A 15,020-nucleotide genomic window follows, 5' to 3' on the forward strand; every position below is an offset into this window, starting at 1 on the left:
TCCGAAGGAGGGATATCTCCGGACTCGCTTTCCCCCAGTATGCAGCGACGAACGGTCCTCGCGGGACTCGGTAGCCTCCCCGGTATTCTCGCGCTGAGTGGCTGTCTTTCCGACGATCACGACGGTGAAATTGAGGAGTTCGAACGCGGCGAGATCGAGATCACCATCGACGACGAGTCGATCGAGTCGATGGACAAGATCCAGGCCGAACACGCCGACAACGACTCGATAGATTTCCACCTCCACGAGTTCGACGACTACTGGTACATGGAAGGCGAGGAACGGGTGACCGTCGCGGAGGGATTTAACCTCCTCCCGCATTTCGAGTACGAGCGCGTCGACGATTCGAACGTGGTGACGTTCGACGGGACGGTGTACGACGACCGCGATTCAGAGACGACGATTGCAGTCGAAGTCGACGGCGAGGCGGTTGATCCAACGGCCCACGAACTCACCGACCGTGAGGCACTGGTACTCGAGATCGAGTCCGGCAAGAACGACTGATTGCGTCTTGGTTTGAACGACCGGCTGTGGTCTGTTTCTGTCCGAAATTCCTGAGCGGATGTTCCTGTCCGAATTACGTCCTGGACCGGTGTGCTGCAGCCGCGACTCCAACGCCAGCGCTGGCAGCAACACCGATCCCGGCGTTGCTCATCTGATCAAGCATTGCACCGTCGATCAGTCCTGTCGCACCGGGTGCGATCGGGCCGAGCATACCGCCGAAGAATTCGTCGAACGCGAGGCGGATGTGGCCGAGCCACGGGATGCGGAACATCGCCTTGCCGGTCACCCAGTCGGGATGGACGATCGTCGTCGCGGCTCCGCCCTGGTACTGGTCGTAGCCGTTGTTGTTGTCGCCCATCGTGACGAACCCGTCGTGTGGCGCTGGACAGGTCCGAACCTGGTTGCAGGTTGCGCCGCCGACGATTTCCTCGTCTGCCTTCGTGTCGACCCAGTTTTCGCCTTCGTCGACCCAGAAGTGTGCCCGGTGTATCACCGGTGTCTGTCCTGGGTCGCCATCAGGCATGAAGACGATTACGTCTCCCGGCTCACCGAACTTCTCGTGGCCGCCGTTCTGGCCGTTCTCGAGTGTCACCACACCGGTCTCGCCGGCGGGGTCGTCGCCGACGAAGCGGTCATCGTCGACGACGAAGATGAGATCGCCGCGTTCCATGTTCGGTTCCATGCTGCCGCTCTCGACGGCGACCAACGGTGGCCAGATCCCACTCACAGCGAACAACAGGAGGCCGATCGCGGCGACGATCGCGACACTGCTCAGAATGTCTCTGATGATGACGACTGATCCATCGTTCGAGCGCAGAAACCAGCGGATAACGCCGTCGTCTTCGATAGTCACGCGGTCGTCGCGCCGGCCGGTGTCACTCGCGACAGCGGTTGGTTCGACCGCTTGATCGTGTTCACTGGCGTCCTCGCGGTGGGTTGGTTCCCGTTCTGTGTTGGTACTGGTCGAGTCAGTCGGGGCGTCGGTGTCTGACTCGGGGGTTTGGTTGGTGTTGTGATCGCGATTGCCTTTGTGTTCGTCTCCGTCTCCGTTTTTGTCTCTGTCTTCGTAATCGTGATCGCGATCGTGATCGCGACGTCGGTCACCAACATCGTCGTCAGTCCCACCGGGATCAGGGCCGCTCATCATCCCGCTTTTTGCTGGGGGCTACAATCAACCTTCTGCTCAGTCGAACCACGTGAAGTCGCCCAGATCTGGCCCGAGTTCGTTCTGGATTCGCTATCCTTTTCCCCCAGGTCACGAATACGACTCGTGTGCCACTCGAGGGGCCGGCCCGAATCGTCAGCGAACTTACGAGCCGCGGCTACAACGCTGAGCGCGAAGCAGTGACCCATATCGCCGCGGCGGACCAACCCGCGGCCGTCCTCGAACAGGTCGTCGAGGGGATGCCCGACGATGCGTTGGTCGTTCGAACGGATCACGTCGAAGCCGTGCTAGCGGCTGGCGAAGACCCCTCCGTTTCAACTGGAGATCCTCCTGCAGATCAGTACGACACTACGGGATCAGTTCCAGCTGAAACAGGGGGGTCTGTATCGGCCCCAACCTCCGACTCGGAGCCCAACGCGCAGATCGAACGCAACAGCGATCCTTCGCTTCGCTCGCTCGAAATCGACGGCGACATGACCGGTGACAGTACGGGAACCGGCGAGTACGAGGACTTCGTCGCCGTCTTCCGTGACCGACTCGAGCGCCTCGGCGGGAAGCTCCGCGGTCGGGTCAACCACCGGCCCGCGACGGCCATCCAGTCGATGCCGGGCGGCAGCGAGGCGGGAATGGTCGGGCTGGTCAACGACATCCGCTCGACGGCGAGCGGCCACTGGCTGATCGAACTCGAGGACGCCACGGGTACGTTCCCGTGGCTGGTGATGAAAGACCGCGAGTTCGCCGATATGGTCGACCAACTGCTCTGTGATGAGGTGCTGGCGATGGAGGGAACTCTCTCGGACGACGCAGGCATCGCCTTCGTCGACTCGATGTACTTCCCGGACGTGCCGCGTACGCACGAGCCGTCGACGGCAGACCGCCACGTGCAGGCGGCGCTGATCAGTGATGTCCACGTCGGCAGCCAGGAGTTCATGGCTGACGCCTGGGACGCCTTCGCGGACTGGCTCTACACGGAGCAGGCCCAGCACGTCGAGTACCTGCTGATCGCGGGTGACATGGTCGAGGGCGTCGGCGTCTACCCGAACCAGGACGATGAACTCGACGTGGTCGACATCTACGAGCAGTACGAGGCCTTCAACGAGCGCCTCAAGCAGGTTCCCGGCGATCTGGACATCGTCATGATTCCCGGTAACCACGACGCGGTTCGGCTCGCAGAGCCCCAGCCTGGCTTTGACGACCGGCTTCGCGACATCATGTCCGCCCACGATCCACAGATCGTGAGCAACCCCTCCACCGTCACCGTCGAGGGCGTCTCTATTCTCATGTACCACGGCGTCTCGCTGGACGAGGTTATCGCCGAACTCCCCGAGGAGAAAGCGAGCTACGACGAGCCGCACAAAGCGATGTACCAGCTTCTGAAAAAGCGCCACGTCGCGCCGCAGTTCGGTGGTCATACCCGTCTTGCACCCGAAGAGGAGGACTTCCTCGTCATGGACGAGGTACCGGATATCTTCCACACCGGCCACGTCCACAAACTCGGCTTCGGAAAGTACCACAACGTGCTCGCGATCAACTCGGGCTGCTGGCAGGCCCAGACGGACTTCCAGAAGAGCGTCAACATCAACCCCGATTCGGGCTTCGCACCGATCGTCGACCTCGATACGCTCGACGTAACGGTACAGAAATTCAGCTAACGACTCGTTCCGGCGCGTGTGGCGCATCTGACCGCACGCGATCCGTCAGCATCAGCTATGACGGCTCCAGTCGAAACCGAACCGTTTGCGCTCCGTCGAAGCGCGGTCCACGCCCCTCCCTCGTGAATCCGAGTTCGTCGGCCGCCGATTCGATCGACTCGTTTTCGGGAGGGGCAAGCACCTCTACCGCCATCGACTCGCGCTCGGCGAACCGAACCGGCTCCGCCAGCAACTGTCGACAGGCCTCGCCTGTCCCATCGAGTTGTGTCACGTGCACCGTATTCTCGCGCGCATCAAAGCTAATGAAGCCGAGCAGGTCCTCCGGATCCGAGCCGCCGTACTGCGAGCCCGAACTCGAGACGTCGGCGTTCGGATCGTGGCTGCCGTCCTCTGCGACGCGGACGGTGCGATCGTGGACGAGGTTTCGCATCACGTCGGTCGGCGAGTCGGCGATCGCCGCCAGCGCGTCCGCGTCGGCCTCGAGTGCGTCCCGTACGTTCATCGGTGTGTGGTAAAGGCACCCATGAATATAAATCCGTCCGCGATCTGCTCGATTCTCCCGCGTCTCAGGAAACTGGTTCGGCCGCGACGACCGACTCGAGAGCGGGTGACGTGGCCGACGATCGTTGATGGTCGAAAATGTGAATTCACCGACGACAGGGGACAGAACACCGGAAAAATACGTGGAAGGGAACACAGTTATCTGCTCGCTCTGGTAACGGAATCAGTATGAGCCACGCCACCGGTATTCGCTCGATTGGACGGAACGAGGTGCCCCTATGCGCGTTGTAGCCAAGTTCGGGGGGACGAGCCTCGGTAGCGGCGACCGTATCAATCGTGCCGCAAACTCGATCGCGGCCGCCGTCGAGGACGGCCACGAAATCGCCGTCGTCGCGAGCGCGATGGGATCGACCACTGACGAACTGCTCGACGAGATTTCGTTCGAGACGGACGAAGCCGACCGCGCTCAGATCGTGAGCATGGGCGAACGGACCTCCGTTCGGATGCTCAAGGCCGCGCTTTCGGCCCGCGACATCGACGCCCGATTCTTAGAACCCGGCAGCGAGGGCTGGCCGGTCGTCACCGACGAGTACGGCGAAGTCGACGTCGAGGAGACCAACGAACGCGCCCGAGCGGTCGCCGCGGAGATGGATGAGACTGTCCCGGTCATCACCGGCTTCCTCGCCGAAGGACCGGACGGCTCGATCACGACGCTCGGCCGCGGCGGCAGCGACACGACCGCCGTGATGATGGGCAAGTACATGGACGCCGACGAGGTCGTCATCGTCACCGACGTCGAAGGCGTCATGACTGGCGACCCACGGGTCGTCGAAGGTGCACGAAACGTCGGCGAAATCTCCGTCGACGAACTGCGCAATCTCTCGTTCCGCGGTGCCGAAGTCGTCGCACCCTCCGCGCTTTCCTACAAGGACGAGACGCTCGACGTCCGCGTCGTCCACTACCAGCACGGCGACCTCCTCTCGGGCGGCACGAGCATCGAGGGCGAGTTCGAAAACCTCGTCGACCTCCGCGAGCGCCCGCTCGCCTGCCTCACCGTCGCCGGCCGCGCGATCCGCAACGAACCCGGCATCTTCCACCACCTCTCGGCCGCGCTGAGCGAGAGCGATGTCAACATCGACGCCGTCGCCAGCGGCATGGACTCGGTCACGTTCTACATCGACGAGGACGAAGCCGAACGCGCCGAGAACATCCTCCACCGCGAGGTCATCGCCCGCGACGAACTCTCGAGTGTCACCGTCGACTCACCCGTCGCCGTCATCCGCGTGACGGGCGGCGAACTCCCCAATCAGCCCGGCGTCATCAGCGAGATCGTCAACCCGCTCGCCGAGGAGCGCATCCACCTGCAGGACGTCATCACGAGTGCGACCAGCGTTGCGCTGTTCGTCGATTGGGACGACCGCGAGACGACACTCGAGTTGACGCAGGATCTGTTCTGAGGAGTCGGTTGGTTTCGTTTTTCGGGTTCCGAAGGAGTGTTCGGTATCCTTCTGGGTGAGCGGTGCTGCGTACTCGAGTTGGGACGTGTGTTGCTCCGGTTGGGCTCGTTTTAGAGCCCCGTCGTTCAGTCTGGTCCCGTTTATTTACCTGTTAGTCTGCACAGTGGCTGCTACTGAGTCGTGCTACTGAGTTGCTGTAGCGAGTCTTCAGGCCCTACGAGGAGGCCAACGATCGAGAGCGCAAGTCCTGCGTACACCAGCAACCCAGCCGAGGGACCGAAAAAGGTCGCTGCCAGGACGAGATTCATTCCAACGAGTACGAACTTCAAACCTAACATACGATCTCTCTTGACCCAATTGACAATAATTTATCTCTTCGTTGGCAGTACTCTCTGTGTCCACCCTGTGTAGCACGCTCACGATTCCGTTCATCAGTGTCCCTGTCTGGCCGTAAACGCACTCCTCGAGACGAAAGCGAACACGAGGTTCCAGCTAGACTGAACACGCGTGGCGTTCTCGAGTCCTTATGGTCGCATACAAATCGAAGATGGTCGAGCGAATCCGGCTCCCCTCTCGAGAACAACGCGAGCGAAATCTCGAGGCCGCCGGCTACAATCTCTTCAATCTCCCCTCCGAGGAGGTCTTCGTTGATCTGCTGACGGACAGCGGTACCGGCGCGATGAGCGACGCCCAGTGGGCCGCCCTGATCCGCGGTGACGAGTCCTACGCTGGTTCTCGCAGTTTCGAGGAACTCGAGGAGGCGGTCGCAGACGTGATGGGATTCTCGAACGTCGTCCCAACCCACCAGGGCCGCGGCGCTGAGAACGTCCTCTACGGGGCGCTCCTCTCGGCTGGCGATGTCGTGCCGAACAACACACACTTCGACACGACGCGCGCGCACATCTCGAATCAGGACGCTGACCCGGTCGACTGCCCGGTTGAGTTCGCCCACGATCCGGACGCCGACGAGCCGTTCAAGGGCAACTTCTCGGTCGAGCGCGCCCGTGCCGTCGTCGACGAGCACGGTGCCGAGCGCATCCCGGTCGTCGTCCAGACGATCACGAACAACTCGGCGGCGGGCCAAGCGGTCAGCGTCGAGAACACCCGGAAGGTCCGCGAGTTCGCCGACGAGATCGACGCCACGTTCGTCATCGACGCCTGCCGATTCGCGGAGAACGCCTACTTCGTCAGCCAGCGCGAGGGGGAGTTCGGCGACGCCTCGATCGCCGACATCGCCCGCGAACAGCTCGGCTACGCCGACGCACTCGTGATGAGCGGCAAGAAGGACGGGCTGGTCAACGCCGGCGGCTTCGTCGCCACCGACGACGACGCGCTGTTCGAGCAGTGTAAGCAGCGCGCGATCCTCTACGAGGGGTTCCCGACCTACGGCGGGATGGCCGGCCGCGACGTGGCAGCGATGGCCGTCGGCCTCCGCGAGGCCGTCGAGGACGCCTATCTCGAGGACCGCATCGAACAGGTTCGCGAGTTCGGCGCACAGCTTGCCGCCGTGGGGGTACCGGTCTACACGCCGACCAGCGGCCACGCGGTGTACATCGACGCGGGCGAACTCTTCCCCCACCTCGACGCCGCGGAGTTCCCCGGTCAAGTGCTCGCCTGCGAACTCTACCGTGAGGGCGGCGTGCGCGGCGTCGAACTCGGCAGCTTTGCGTTCCCGGACACCGACCGGCCGGAACTGGTCCGCCTCGCCGTTCCGCGACGCACGTATCACCGCGAGCACTTCGATCACGTCGTTGAGACTGCCGAGGCCGTCCTCGAGAAGCGCGAGACGGTCTCCGGACTCCAGCTCGCGAGCGATCCCGTGATGCCCGAGATCAGACACTTTACGGCGGAACTCGAGCCGGTCCCGTCCTCGCAGTAGCCGATTTGGCTCCGGTTCGCTTCGCGTTCCGTTTCGCAGTAGCCGATCAACTTCCTATAGAGAACTCAATACTTCTCGCAAAAATTACTTATAATCGTACGTGATTGTCCCTGGTGATGCCCAGAGATGACATTCCACATGATGGGGAGCCGAGCAAAAACGGACTCACACGCCGTGAGGCACTCGGAACGTACGCCGCTGCCGGAATCGGCGCGGCGATGGTACCGGGAGCAGTCACCGCGACTGCAGCGACGGACGCCGACGGCCCTGTCTTCGAGGACGGACGCGCCCAACCCGTCTTCGCGGAGGACGACGTACTCCGCGAGGAGTTCTGGGTCGAAACGGAGACCGACACGACCGACACCGGCGACCTGGATCGGATTCACGTCGAAATCGCCAGGCCCGAGTCGACTGTAGACAGCGATGTCGCGCTACCGGTAATTATGGAGCCCAGTCCGTACTTCGGCGGGCTGGATATGAGCACGGCCGACCTCTACGACGTCGACGTGTCGCTGTACGAACCGGATAAACCGGGTCGCGATAATCGGCCCCGAAGCGATACGTCGACCGAGCAGACGGTCGAGAGCGACGACCTGACGGCGTTCAGCGGCAGTGCAACCGACTGGATCGGACCGAGCACGTACGAGGAGTACTTCGTTCCCAGAGGATTCGTCTTCGCGTACGCCTCCTCGCGCGGCACGCACAAGTCGACCGGTGCGAACACCTGTGGCGACGAACACGAGGTGAACGGCATCAAAGCCGTCGTTGACTGGCTGAACGGCCGCGCGACGGCCTACGACTCCCGCTCCGGCGGCGACCCAGTCGAGGCCGAGTGGACGACCGGCAAAACCGGCATGATCGGCGCGTCGTACAACGGCACGCTGCCCAACGGCGTCGCGGCGACCGGCGTCGACGGCCTCGAGGCCATCGTCCCCGAAGTCGCAATCTCCAGCTGGTACGACTACTTCAGAGCGAACGGCCACGTCGTCGCCCCCGGCGGCTGGCAGGGCGAGGACGCCTACCAGCTCGCCGCGTGGGTCACGACCCGGGAAGACCGGGAGGTCGCCGAACCCGTTCTCGAGCAGATCGAAGCCGACCAGGAGCGCGAGACCGGCAACTACAACGAGTTCTGGGACGCCCGCAACTACGTCACCGACGCCGACAACGTCGAGGCCGCCGTCCTCGTCACCCACGGACTCAACGACGACAACGTCAAAACCAAGCAGTTCGCCCAGTGGTACGACGCACTGCGCGAGGCCGGCGTCTCGCGCAAGATCTGGCTCCACCAGGGCGGGCACTCGAGTCCACTCAGCCATCGGCCGGACGACTGGCTCGACGAGTTGAACCTGTGGTGGACGCGCTGGCTGTTCGGGGTCGAGAACGACGTGATGGACGGACCGACGGCGACGGTGCAGCGTGAGGACGACTCCTGGACCACGTACGACGAGTGGCCGGTTCCGGGGACGAGCGAGGCCGAACTCAACTTCACGCCGGGCGGCCGGATGTCGGGCGGGCTCACACTCGAGCACACGCGTGGCCGACCGGTCACCGAGACGGTCGTCGACCCAGCGGAACCGGACACGCCGGCGGACGACCTGATCGCGGCCGACGAGTCGGAACACCGACTGCTGTATACGACCGCACAACTCGCGGAGGACGTTCACCTGAGCGGTACGGTCGAACTCGACGTGCGACTCTCGTTCGACTCGGAATCGGCGAACGTGACGGGCGTGCTGGTCGATGTCGGACCGGACGGGGAGACCGAAATCATCAACCGCGGGTGGATGAACCCGCAGAACCGAAAGTCGGACTCGGAGACGTTCGCCATCCATCCCGGCACGCCGTACCGGCTTTCGTTCGACCTCCAGCCGGACGATCACGTCTTCGCGTCGGATCACCGGATCGGTATCGCCGTCCTCTCGACGGACTACGACTTCACGCAGCGGCCGCCGGAGGAGAAAGAACTCACGCTCGACGTGAAACAGAGCGCCGCCCGGCTTCCGATCGTCGGCGGTGTGGATGCGCTGAGTGACGCGCTTTCGGACGACTGACGAAGCCGATAGTCACCAGTCCGACGGCTCGGTTTGATTTTTCGATTCCTTGATTAGTCGCTTCTCTCCCGTCTGCTTACCGGCTCGAGAGCAGTCCGCGCGCTCGGTCTCGGATACCCGGCTCCGGTTCTGGCTGGGAGCGACTCCGTAGCCCACGTTCTGCCGCGCTTCGGACCGCCTGCTTCGCCGCCGCGGATTCGGCAACGTCGAGCGCCCAGTCGGGAACCTGCGACTCGATCTCCGAGCGCTTCTCCGCTTTGAGCTGACTGTACTTTCTGAGCGCGAGGCCGACGCCGATGAAGAGCCCGGCGTCCGTCAACTCCTGTCTGAACCGGTTCTTGTCGTCTCGCACCGCAATCGCTTTGATCAGCGAGAGGACGCCGATCGCGAGGTAGAGCTTCGACGTCTTCGAGGGGTCACCGCTGAGTATCCGTTGTAGGGCCATGCGCGGCGACGTACCACGCTCGCCGTCTTAAAACTGCACCGAGTTCTCTGTCTCAATCTCCGATTTCGTCGTCCCAGGTCTCGAGCCAGGTCGCGAACTCCCCCTCCAGGTCGTCGTAGGTGTGCGTTACTGCCTCGGCTGGCTCCTGTGAGTTCTCGAGGAACGTCGCATCGAGATCGACGTACTCGTCTTCGACGGCGGGGAACTGCGCGTTTCGCGTCGCGAGCTCGGCCTGTGCCGTCCGGGAGAGCAGGAGGTCGACGAACTCGTAGGCGAGGTCCGGCTGCGTCGCGTCCGCAAAGATCGCAGCGCCCTCCGTACTCTGATACCCTGTGTCGTTGAGCGACGCGATCTGGTGGCGTTGCATGTCTCGGTCCGTCGCGGCCGCAACTACCTGATCCGTCGAGTACGAGACCACCATCGGGCGCGCACCTTCGAGATAGGCGTCCCGATACGCGTCCGTCCAGCGCTCCTCGATGCGAACGCCGTTCGCCTGCAACTCTTCCCAGAAGGAGAGCATGCCAGAGCCGGACCCGAACTCCGCGACCGTCCACAGGAAAAACGCCTGCCCCGGATTCGACACGCGCGGCTCCTGTGCGAGTAACGTGTTCGCATACGTCGGCTCGAGGAGGTCCTCGAACGTCTCGGGTGGGGACTCGAGTACCGTCTCGTCGTAGACGAGCGAGAGGTAGCTGGTGCCCACAGGGAGTACGCGGTCGCGCGGGTCGTCGAAGGCGAGATCGGACTGGATTCGGTCGGCGTGCTCGAGTCGGTCGCGCTCGAGCGATTTGAACAGTCGCGTGTCGCCGTGGGCGTCGAGCACGGAGTCCACGAGTGCGAGTTCGCTCGCGGTGAGGCCGAGGATGACGTCGGTGTCGATGTCGGCGTCGAGACGGGCGCGCTGGATGTAGTGTTCGATGCCGGATTCGGGGACGGTCCACTCGATTTCCTCCTCGAACTCCTCTTCGACAGTTTCTCGGAACCAGTCGCCGGCGGGGTTGGGGGCCTGCTCGGGATTGGGACCGGTATCAGTATCGGTATCGGTATCAGGTCCGTGGTCTGAGCCGGTTGCAAAGGAAGTGTAGGTCGCGACCCGCAGCGGGCCCGTTTCGGCGGCGTGTTCTTCGTTCTCGCCGTTGCGGGTCAGACAGCCGGCGAGTGTGGCGACCGAGCCGCCGCCGACGCCGCGGACGAACGTCCGTCGGTCCATTAGTCGCATATTATGCCGCGCGGGCTTAAGGTCCCTGCCCGCTCACAGAATCGATTTGCCGGTAGTCGATGCTTTCTGCGATCAGCGGTCCGGTAGTGGGGGTGTACGCCCCGAAACAGTCCGAAACTGCCTGGTTCGACCACAGCCATTTTTCTCGCTGCTCGTCGTTGGTTGCCTATGAGTCGTGGCCGAACCGTCGTCAACGCGCTTATTGGGGCTGTCGTCGCCGTCGTCCTCTCGTTCATCCCTTTCTCGACGATCATCGGGGGTGCAGTCGCCGGCTTTCTCGAGGGACCGGAGACGAGAGACGGCGTCCTCGCCGGCGCACTCGCCGGTGCGGTTATGTTCGTCCCGATTATCGGAATCGCCTTCGTCTTCCTCGGGTTCTTCGGCTTTGGCTTCGGCGTCGCTGCCGTCCCGTTCGAGGGCTTTGTCGTCGTGCTTGCCTTCTTCGGGTTGCTCTCGACGGTCGTCTTGCTCTACACCGTCGGCCTCTCGCTGCTCGGGGGTGTCATCGGGTCGTACCTCGCCCGCGAGTTCCCGTCGGCGCGACACCGGACGACCCAGACGATCGGAACGGAGCCGTCACGGCGCGAGGGGCGACGCGGTCGCCGCGTGCGTGCGCCACGGTCCTCGAGCGCTCCCGGCACGACAGGGTCGTCCACGAGACATCACGACCGAACTGGCCGCTCACGGTCGCCTCCCAATGGGCCACCCTCGTCTGATCGATCGGATCGTTCTACTCGTCCCGACCGCTACGGATCTACAGCTACCGACCGACGCGCTCGCTCGGATGCGGGTCGCGATCACGACGCCGAAACTGCTTCTTCCACCGACATGACGGCTCCTGACCGTTCCGATCGAGAAGCGACACGATGGCGCGAGACCGACGAGGACACCGATGATACCAATACCGGGACCGATGAGTCGGGAGCCGGTGACGATGGTCCGAATGAGGCGTGACTCGACACTTTTTGCCCTCTCACTCGTACCGAAGCGCGTCGATCGGATCCGTTCTGGCCGCCCGCCAGGCGGGATAGAGCCCCGAGAGAACGCCGACGAGGATTCCCACGGCGACCGCGAGTGCGACGTACTCGTAGGGGTAGACGAGCGGAATATCGATGTACCACGCGCCGGCGTAGCCAACGGCGAGTCCGAGCACCGTGCCGAGGATGGCACCGATAATTCCCAGGACCACCGCCTCCGTCAGGAACAGCCCCAGCACGTCCCGGTTCTGCGCACCGACGGCTTTCATAATCCCGATCTCACGGGTGCGTTCGGTGACGCTGACCAGCATGATGTTCGCGATGCCGATCGAACCGACGACGAGTGAGATGGCCGCGATGCCGACGATGAAGTTCTGGAGCAGGTCGAGTATGTCCTGCAGTTGCTGGAGCAACTCGGTACTCGTCTGCATGGTGATCTCGAGGTCGTCGCCGAGCAACTCGCTCGCATCGGAGTCGCCGCTCTCGAGTACGGCCAGTGCGCTGTCGCGAGCCTGATCGATATCTCCGTCGTCGGCAGACGGTGCTTCGACGACGATCGCGAGGAATCGGGCATCCTCGGCGGTTGCCGGTTCGTCGTCATCGTCGTTGGCTGGATCAGCCTCGTCCGATCCACCGCCACCATCACCGTTATTCCCATCGCCATCACCGAATCCGGCACCGATCCCGTCCACCTCCTCCGTGTAGTAGGGATCCGTCGGCACGTACACCCGCGGCGACGGCTCGAACCCTTCGAACGGACTCAATCCCTCCGAACTGTCCGTGATTCCGACGACGGTCACAGACGTCTGCTCGCCGCCCTGCCTGACGATGGTCAACTCGTCGCCGACAGAAACGTTCTCCTCGAACTGGCCGGCAACTGCCGGATTGATTACCGCCTCGCGTTCGCCCATCTCGAACTGCCGGCCGTCGTCGATCGTATCTGGTCTGATGTACGGCGGCCCCGCGGCGATCAGCGCATCGCTCTGTGGCGTGAGCTCGCCGTCGGAGGCGAGCGCCTGCGTCGAAATCGGCATATAGCCGTAGGCCGCGTCGACGTCCTCGAGCTCGTCCACCTGCTCGAGATCGTCCTGCGTGAACACCGGCTGCGCGCCGGCGAGCGGCCCGCCCTCTGTCTCTGGGTCGGCGGCCCAGCCGTAGAGATTCCGCTGATCGTCCGGGCTAATGTCGCCGAGCAAACCGGCCTGCAGGCTCGCACCCAGCGTGACGAACGCGATCACCGCTGCAATGCCGATGATAATTCCAAGCGTCGTCAGCGCTGAGCGCAACCGGTGGCTCCCGATCGAGCGCCAGGCAAGCCGACCGAACTCGAGTGGGCGCATCAGCTGTTCGCTCCGCTCGCCGATCCTGTGCGCTCGTCGTGGTCGTGGTCGGGGTCGTGGCCGTTGGTATGTCCAGCGCTCGACCGCGGACTCGCACCACTCTCGTCGAGCGCTTCGATCCGCTCGATCTGCCCGTCGAGCAGGTGGACGATCCGCTCTGCGCGCGATGCCACGTGGCGCTCGTGGGTCACGACGAGCATGGTTGTCCCGGCGTCGTGGAACTCGTCGAAGAGGTCGAGCACGTCGGCCTCAGTCTCGGTGTCGAGATTCCCCGACGGCTCGTCGGCCAGCACGATCGTCGGATCGTTCACCAGCGCACGGGCGAGGGCGACGCGCTGGCGCTGGCCGCCAGAGAGCTCGTTCGGCATGTGATCCATTCGATCGCCGAGTCCGACGCGCTCGAGTAACTCGCGTGCGCGGTCGTTTCGCTCGCCGCGACCGATCCCCTGAAAGAGCTGCGGCAGGGCGACGTTCTCGAGTGCGGTGAGCCGCGGCATCAGGTTGAACGTCTGGAAGACGAAGCCGACGGTCGTGCCGCGGAGGGTGGTCCGTTCGCGGTCGTCGAGTTCCCCGACGTCCTGTCCGCCGACGACGACGGTGCCGTCGGTGGGGGTGTCGAGACAGCCGACGAGGTTCATCAGCGTCGACTTGCCGGAGCCGCTTGGTCCCATGATCGCGGTGTAAGAACCCTCTGGAATCTCGAGGTCGACGCCGTCGAGCGCGTGGACGGGTTCGGCCAGCTGGTAGGTTTTACGAACGTGTTCGAGGCTGACTGCAGTCCCCGTCGCCATGGGTGTTCGACCACGGTGGGTGTGAAAAAGGTTCGCGGCGGTTGCAACGCCACAGATCGCGCGTTTCAGCCGATGGTGTTGAAAATACAAAACGTTGACTTGCCGTGGTCTCGGAGAGTACCTCGATGAGCGACCGTCCCCGCTCTGATTCCCCCTCCGGTTCGGCGGCCGACTCGAGTACACACTCGCGTCCAGACTCGGGTCCATCTCCGAGCTCGGATTCGGATGCGCCCGCAGCCGACACTGCCGAGCCCTCGAGTACTCCTGACTCCCGCCCCAGTGACGGACTCGGTCGCTGGCTGCTCCGTTCGGACGATGCCCGTGCCGTTGCGTGCAGAGATGTCGCGAGCACCGTCGCCGTCGTCGGACTGATTGGCCTGTTGCTCGTCGCGTTCAGCGGCGTCTGGCCACCTCTGGCTGCAGTCGAGAGCGGGAGCATGGAACCGAACGTGGCCACCGGTGACCTCGTCTTCGTCGCCGACAGCGACCGGTTCGTCGGCAGCGAAGCCGTCGGCGAGACCGGCGTGGTCACTCGGGACGCCGCACTGACTGCTGATGGCACCCACGTCCGGTTCGGCGAACCCGGTGATGTCATTGTCTTCACACCAGACGGCGATCCGAGCGCGACGCCGGTCATCCACCGCGCACACTTCTAGGTCGAGGAGGGCGAAAACTGGGCCGAGACGAAGGCGGACGCCGACGCGCTCGGTGACAGAACGTGTGCGGCGCTGCACTCGTGTCCGGCACCACACGACGGCTTCGTCACGAAGGGTGATGCGAACAGCCTGTACGACCAGGTTGGGGGTCAGTACGCCGAGACGACCGTCGTCAAACCAGAGTGGGTCACCAGCAAATCCGTCGTCCGCCTCCCGTGGCTCGGCCAGGTTCGCGTCGCACTCGAGTCCCTGTTCGCGGTGACGACTACACCGCCGCTCGCTGGCTCCCAGTTCGTGGCGGCGTTCGGATAGTACCAGACTGTGGCTGATCGCGAGGTGTCTGCTCGACCTCGGCCGCGGTGTTCTGCGGGTAATGCGACCAG

Annotated in this window: 12 protein-coding genes and 1 pseudogene; 7 read left to right on the forward strand and 6 right to left on the reverse strand. The window is 63.7% G+C overall.

The annotated features are described in order from the left end of the window. The first annotated feature begins 39 nt into the window (after positions 1–39). Positions 40–504, forward strand: coding sequence for a hypothetical protein (locus tag C483_RS10805; RefSeq protein WP_006653395.1), 465 nt, complete (start codon positions 40–42; stop codon positions 502–504). 73 nt (positions 505–577) lie between these two features. Here C483_RS10805 and C483_RS10810 read toward each other — a convergent pair whose 3' ends face one another. Then, positions 578–1,648, reverse strand: a complete 1,071-nt coding sequence (locus C483_RS10810; RefSeq protein WP_049912577.1) for a S26 family signal peptidase — start codon at positions 1,646–1,648, stop codon at positions 578–580. A gap of 128 nt (positions 1,649–1,776) precedes the next feature. On the opposite strand from C483_RS10810, the gene C483_RS10815 reads away from it, so the two are divergent. Continuing rightward, on the forward strand, positions 1,777–3,321 hold the full coding sequence (locus C483_RS10815) for a DNA-directed DNA polymerase II small subunit (protein ID WP_006653397.1): 1,545 nt from the start codon (positions 1,777–1,779) through the stop codon (positions 3,319–3,321). A gap of 55 nt (positions 3,322–3,376) precedes the next feature. Here C483_RS10815 and C483_RS10820 read toward each other — a convergent pair whose 3' ends face one another. Next, entirely contained in the window at positions 3,377–3,823 is a 447-nt protein-coding gene (locus C483_RS10820; protein WP_006653398.1) for a hypothetical protein, read from the reverse strand. 277 nt (positions 3,824–4,100) lie between these two features. Here C483_RS10820 and C483_RS10825 point away from each other — a divergent pair, with 277 nt between their 5' ends. The 3 genes from C483_RS10825 to C483_RS10840 all read left to right on the forward strand — a co-directional run bounded on the left by C483_RS10825 (position 4,101) and on the right by C483_RS10840 (position 9,209). After that, positions 4,101–5,279, forward strand: a complete 1,179-nt coding sequence (locus C483_RS10825; protein ID WP_006653399.1) for an aspartate kinase — start codon at positions 4,101–4,103, stop codon at positions 5,277–5,279. 526 nt (positions 5,280–5,805) lie between these two features. Beyond that, complete coding sequence (locus C483_RS10835; protein WP_006653401.1) at positions 5,806–7,158, forward strand: tryptophanase; 1,353 nt, start codon at positions 5,806–5,808, stop codon at positions 7,156–7,158. Positions 7,159–7,274: 116 nt separating this feature from the next. Then, positions 7,275–9,209 (forward strand): Xaa-Pro dipeptidyl-peptidase, encoded by a 1,935-nt coding sequence (locus tag C483_RS10840; protein ID WP_006653402.1) that lies wholly within the window; start codon positions 7,275–7,277, stop codon positions 9,207–9,209. A 76-nt stretch (positions 9,210–9,285) separates the two neighbouring features. On the opposite strand, the gene C483_RS10845 is transcribed toward C483_RS10840, so the two are convergent. Both C483_RS10845 and C483_RS10850 read right to left on the reverse strand, forming a co-directional pair. Continuing rightward, positions 9,286–9,654, reverse strand: a complete 369-nt coding sequence (locus C483_RS10845; protein WP_006653403.1) for a hypothetical protein — start codon at positions 9,652–9,654, stop codon at positions 9,286–9,288. A 52-nt stretch (positions 9,655–9,706) separates the two neighbouring features. Further along, positions 9,707–10,864: a thiamine ABC transporter substrate-binding protein gene (locus C483_RS10850; protein WP_006653404.1), complete on the reverse strand. Its 1,158-nt coding sequence runs from the start codon at positions 10,862–10,864 to the stop codon at positions 9,707–9,709. Between the two features lie 177 nt (positions 10,865–11,041). Between C483_RS10850 and C483_RS10855 the strand changes: the two genes are divergently transcribed. Beyond that, positions 11,042–11,827: a DUF5518 domain-containing protein gene (locus C483_RS10855; RefSeq protein ID WP_006653405.1), complete on the forward strand. Its 786-nt coding sequence runs from the start codon at positions 11,042–11,044 to the stop codon at positions 11,825–11,827. Between the two features lie 19 nt (positions 11,828–11,846). On the opposite strand, the gene C483_RS10860 is transcribed toward C483_RS10855, so the two are convergent. Both C483_RS10860 and C483_RS10865 read right to left on the reverse strand, forming a co-directional pair. Beyond that, positions 11,847–13,190, reverse strand: a complete 1,344-nt coding sequence (locus C483_RS10860; RefSeq protein WP_006653406.1) for an ABC transporter permease — start codon at positions 13,188–13,190, stop codon at positions 11,847–11,849. Next, positions 13,190–13,981, reverse strand: coding sequence for an ABC transporter ATP-binding protein (locus C483_RS10865; RefSeq protein WP_006653407.1), 792 nt, complete (start codon positions 13,979–13,981; stop codon positions 13,190–13,192). Before C483_RS10865 ends, C483_RS10860 begins: the two co-directional genes overlap by 1 nt. 125 nt (positions 13,982–14,106) lie before the next feature. Here C483_RS10865 and C483_RS10870 point away from each other — a divergent pair. Continuing rightward, positions 14,107–14,949, forward strand: a pseudogene (locus C483_RS10870) (S26 family signal peptidase). Positions 14,950–15,020: the final 71 nt, after the last annotated feature.

It is taken from the genome of Natrialba hulunbeirensis JCM 10989, assembly GCF_000337575.1.
In the GTDB taxonomy this organism is placed as follows: domain Archaea; phylum Halobacteriota; class Halobacteria; order Halobacteriales; family Natrialbaceae; genus Natrialba; species Natrialba hulunbeirensis.

Excerpts from the sequence above, each read along its gene's own strand:
- C483_RS10805 (WP_006653395.1), top strand. The coding sequence starts at position 40 with ATGCAGCGACGAACGGTCCTCGCGGGACTCGGTAGCCTCCCCGGTATT.
- C483_RS10810 (WP_049912577.1), bottom strand. The coding sequence starts at position 1,648 with ATGAGCGGCCCTGATCCCGGTGGGACTGACGACGATGTTGGTGACCGA.
- C483_RS10820 (WP_006653398.1), bottom strand. The coding sequence starts at position 3,823 with ATGAACGTACGGGACGCACTCGAGGCCGACGCGGACGCGCTGGCGGCG.
- C483_RS10825 (WP_006653399.1), top strand. The coding sequence starts at position 4,101 with ATGCGCGTTGTAGCCAAGTTCGGGGGGACGAGCCTCGGTAGCGGCGAC.
- C483_RS10835 (WP_006653401.1), top strand. The coding sequence starts at position 5,806 with ATGGTCGCATACAAATCGAAGATGGTCGAGCGAATCCGGCTCCCCTCT.
- C483_RS10840 (WP_006653402.1), top strand. The coding sequence starts at position 7,275 with ATGCCCAGAGATGACATTCCACATGATGGGGAGCCGAGCAAAAACGGA.
- C483_RS10845 (WP_006653403.1), bottom strand. The coding sequence starts at position 9,654 with ATGGCCCTACAACGGATACTCAGCGGTGACCCCTCGAAGACGTCGAAG.
- C483_RS10850 (WP_006653404.1), bottom strand. The coding sequence starts at position 10,864 with ATGGACCGACGGACGTTCGTCCGCGGCGTCGGCGGCGGCTCGGTCGCC.
- C483_RS10855 (WP_006653405.1), top strand. The coding sequence starts at position 11,042 with ATGAGTCGTGGCCGAACCGTCGTCAACGCGCTTATTGGGGCTGTCGTC.
- C483_RS10860 (WP_006653406.1), bottom strand. The coding sequence starts at position 13,190 with ATGCGCCCACTCGAGTTCGGTCGGCTTGCCTGGCGCTCGATCGGGAGC.
- C483_RS10865 (WP_006653407.1), bottom strand. The coding sequence starts at position 13,981 with ATGGCGACGGGGACTGCAGTCAGCCTCGAACACGTTCGTAAAACCTAC.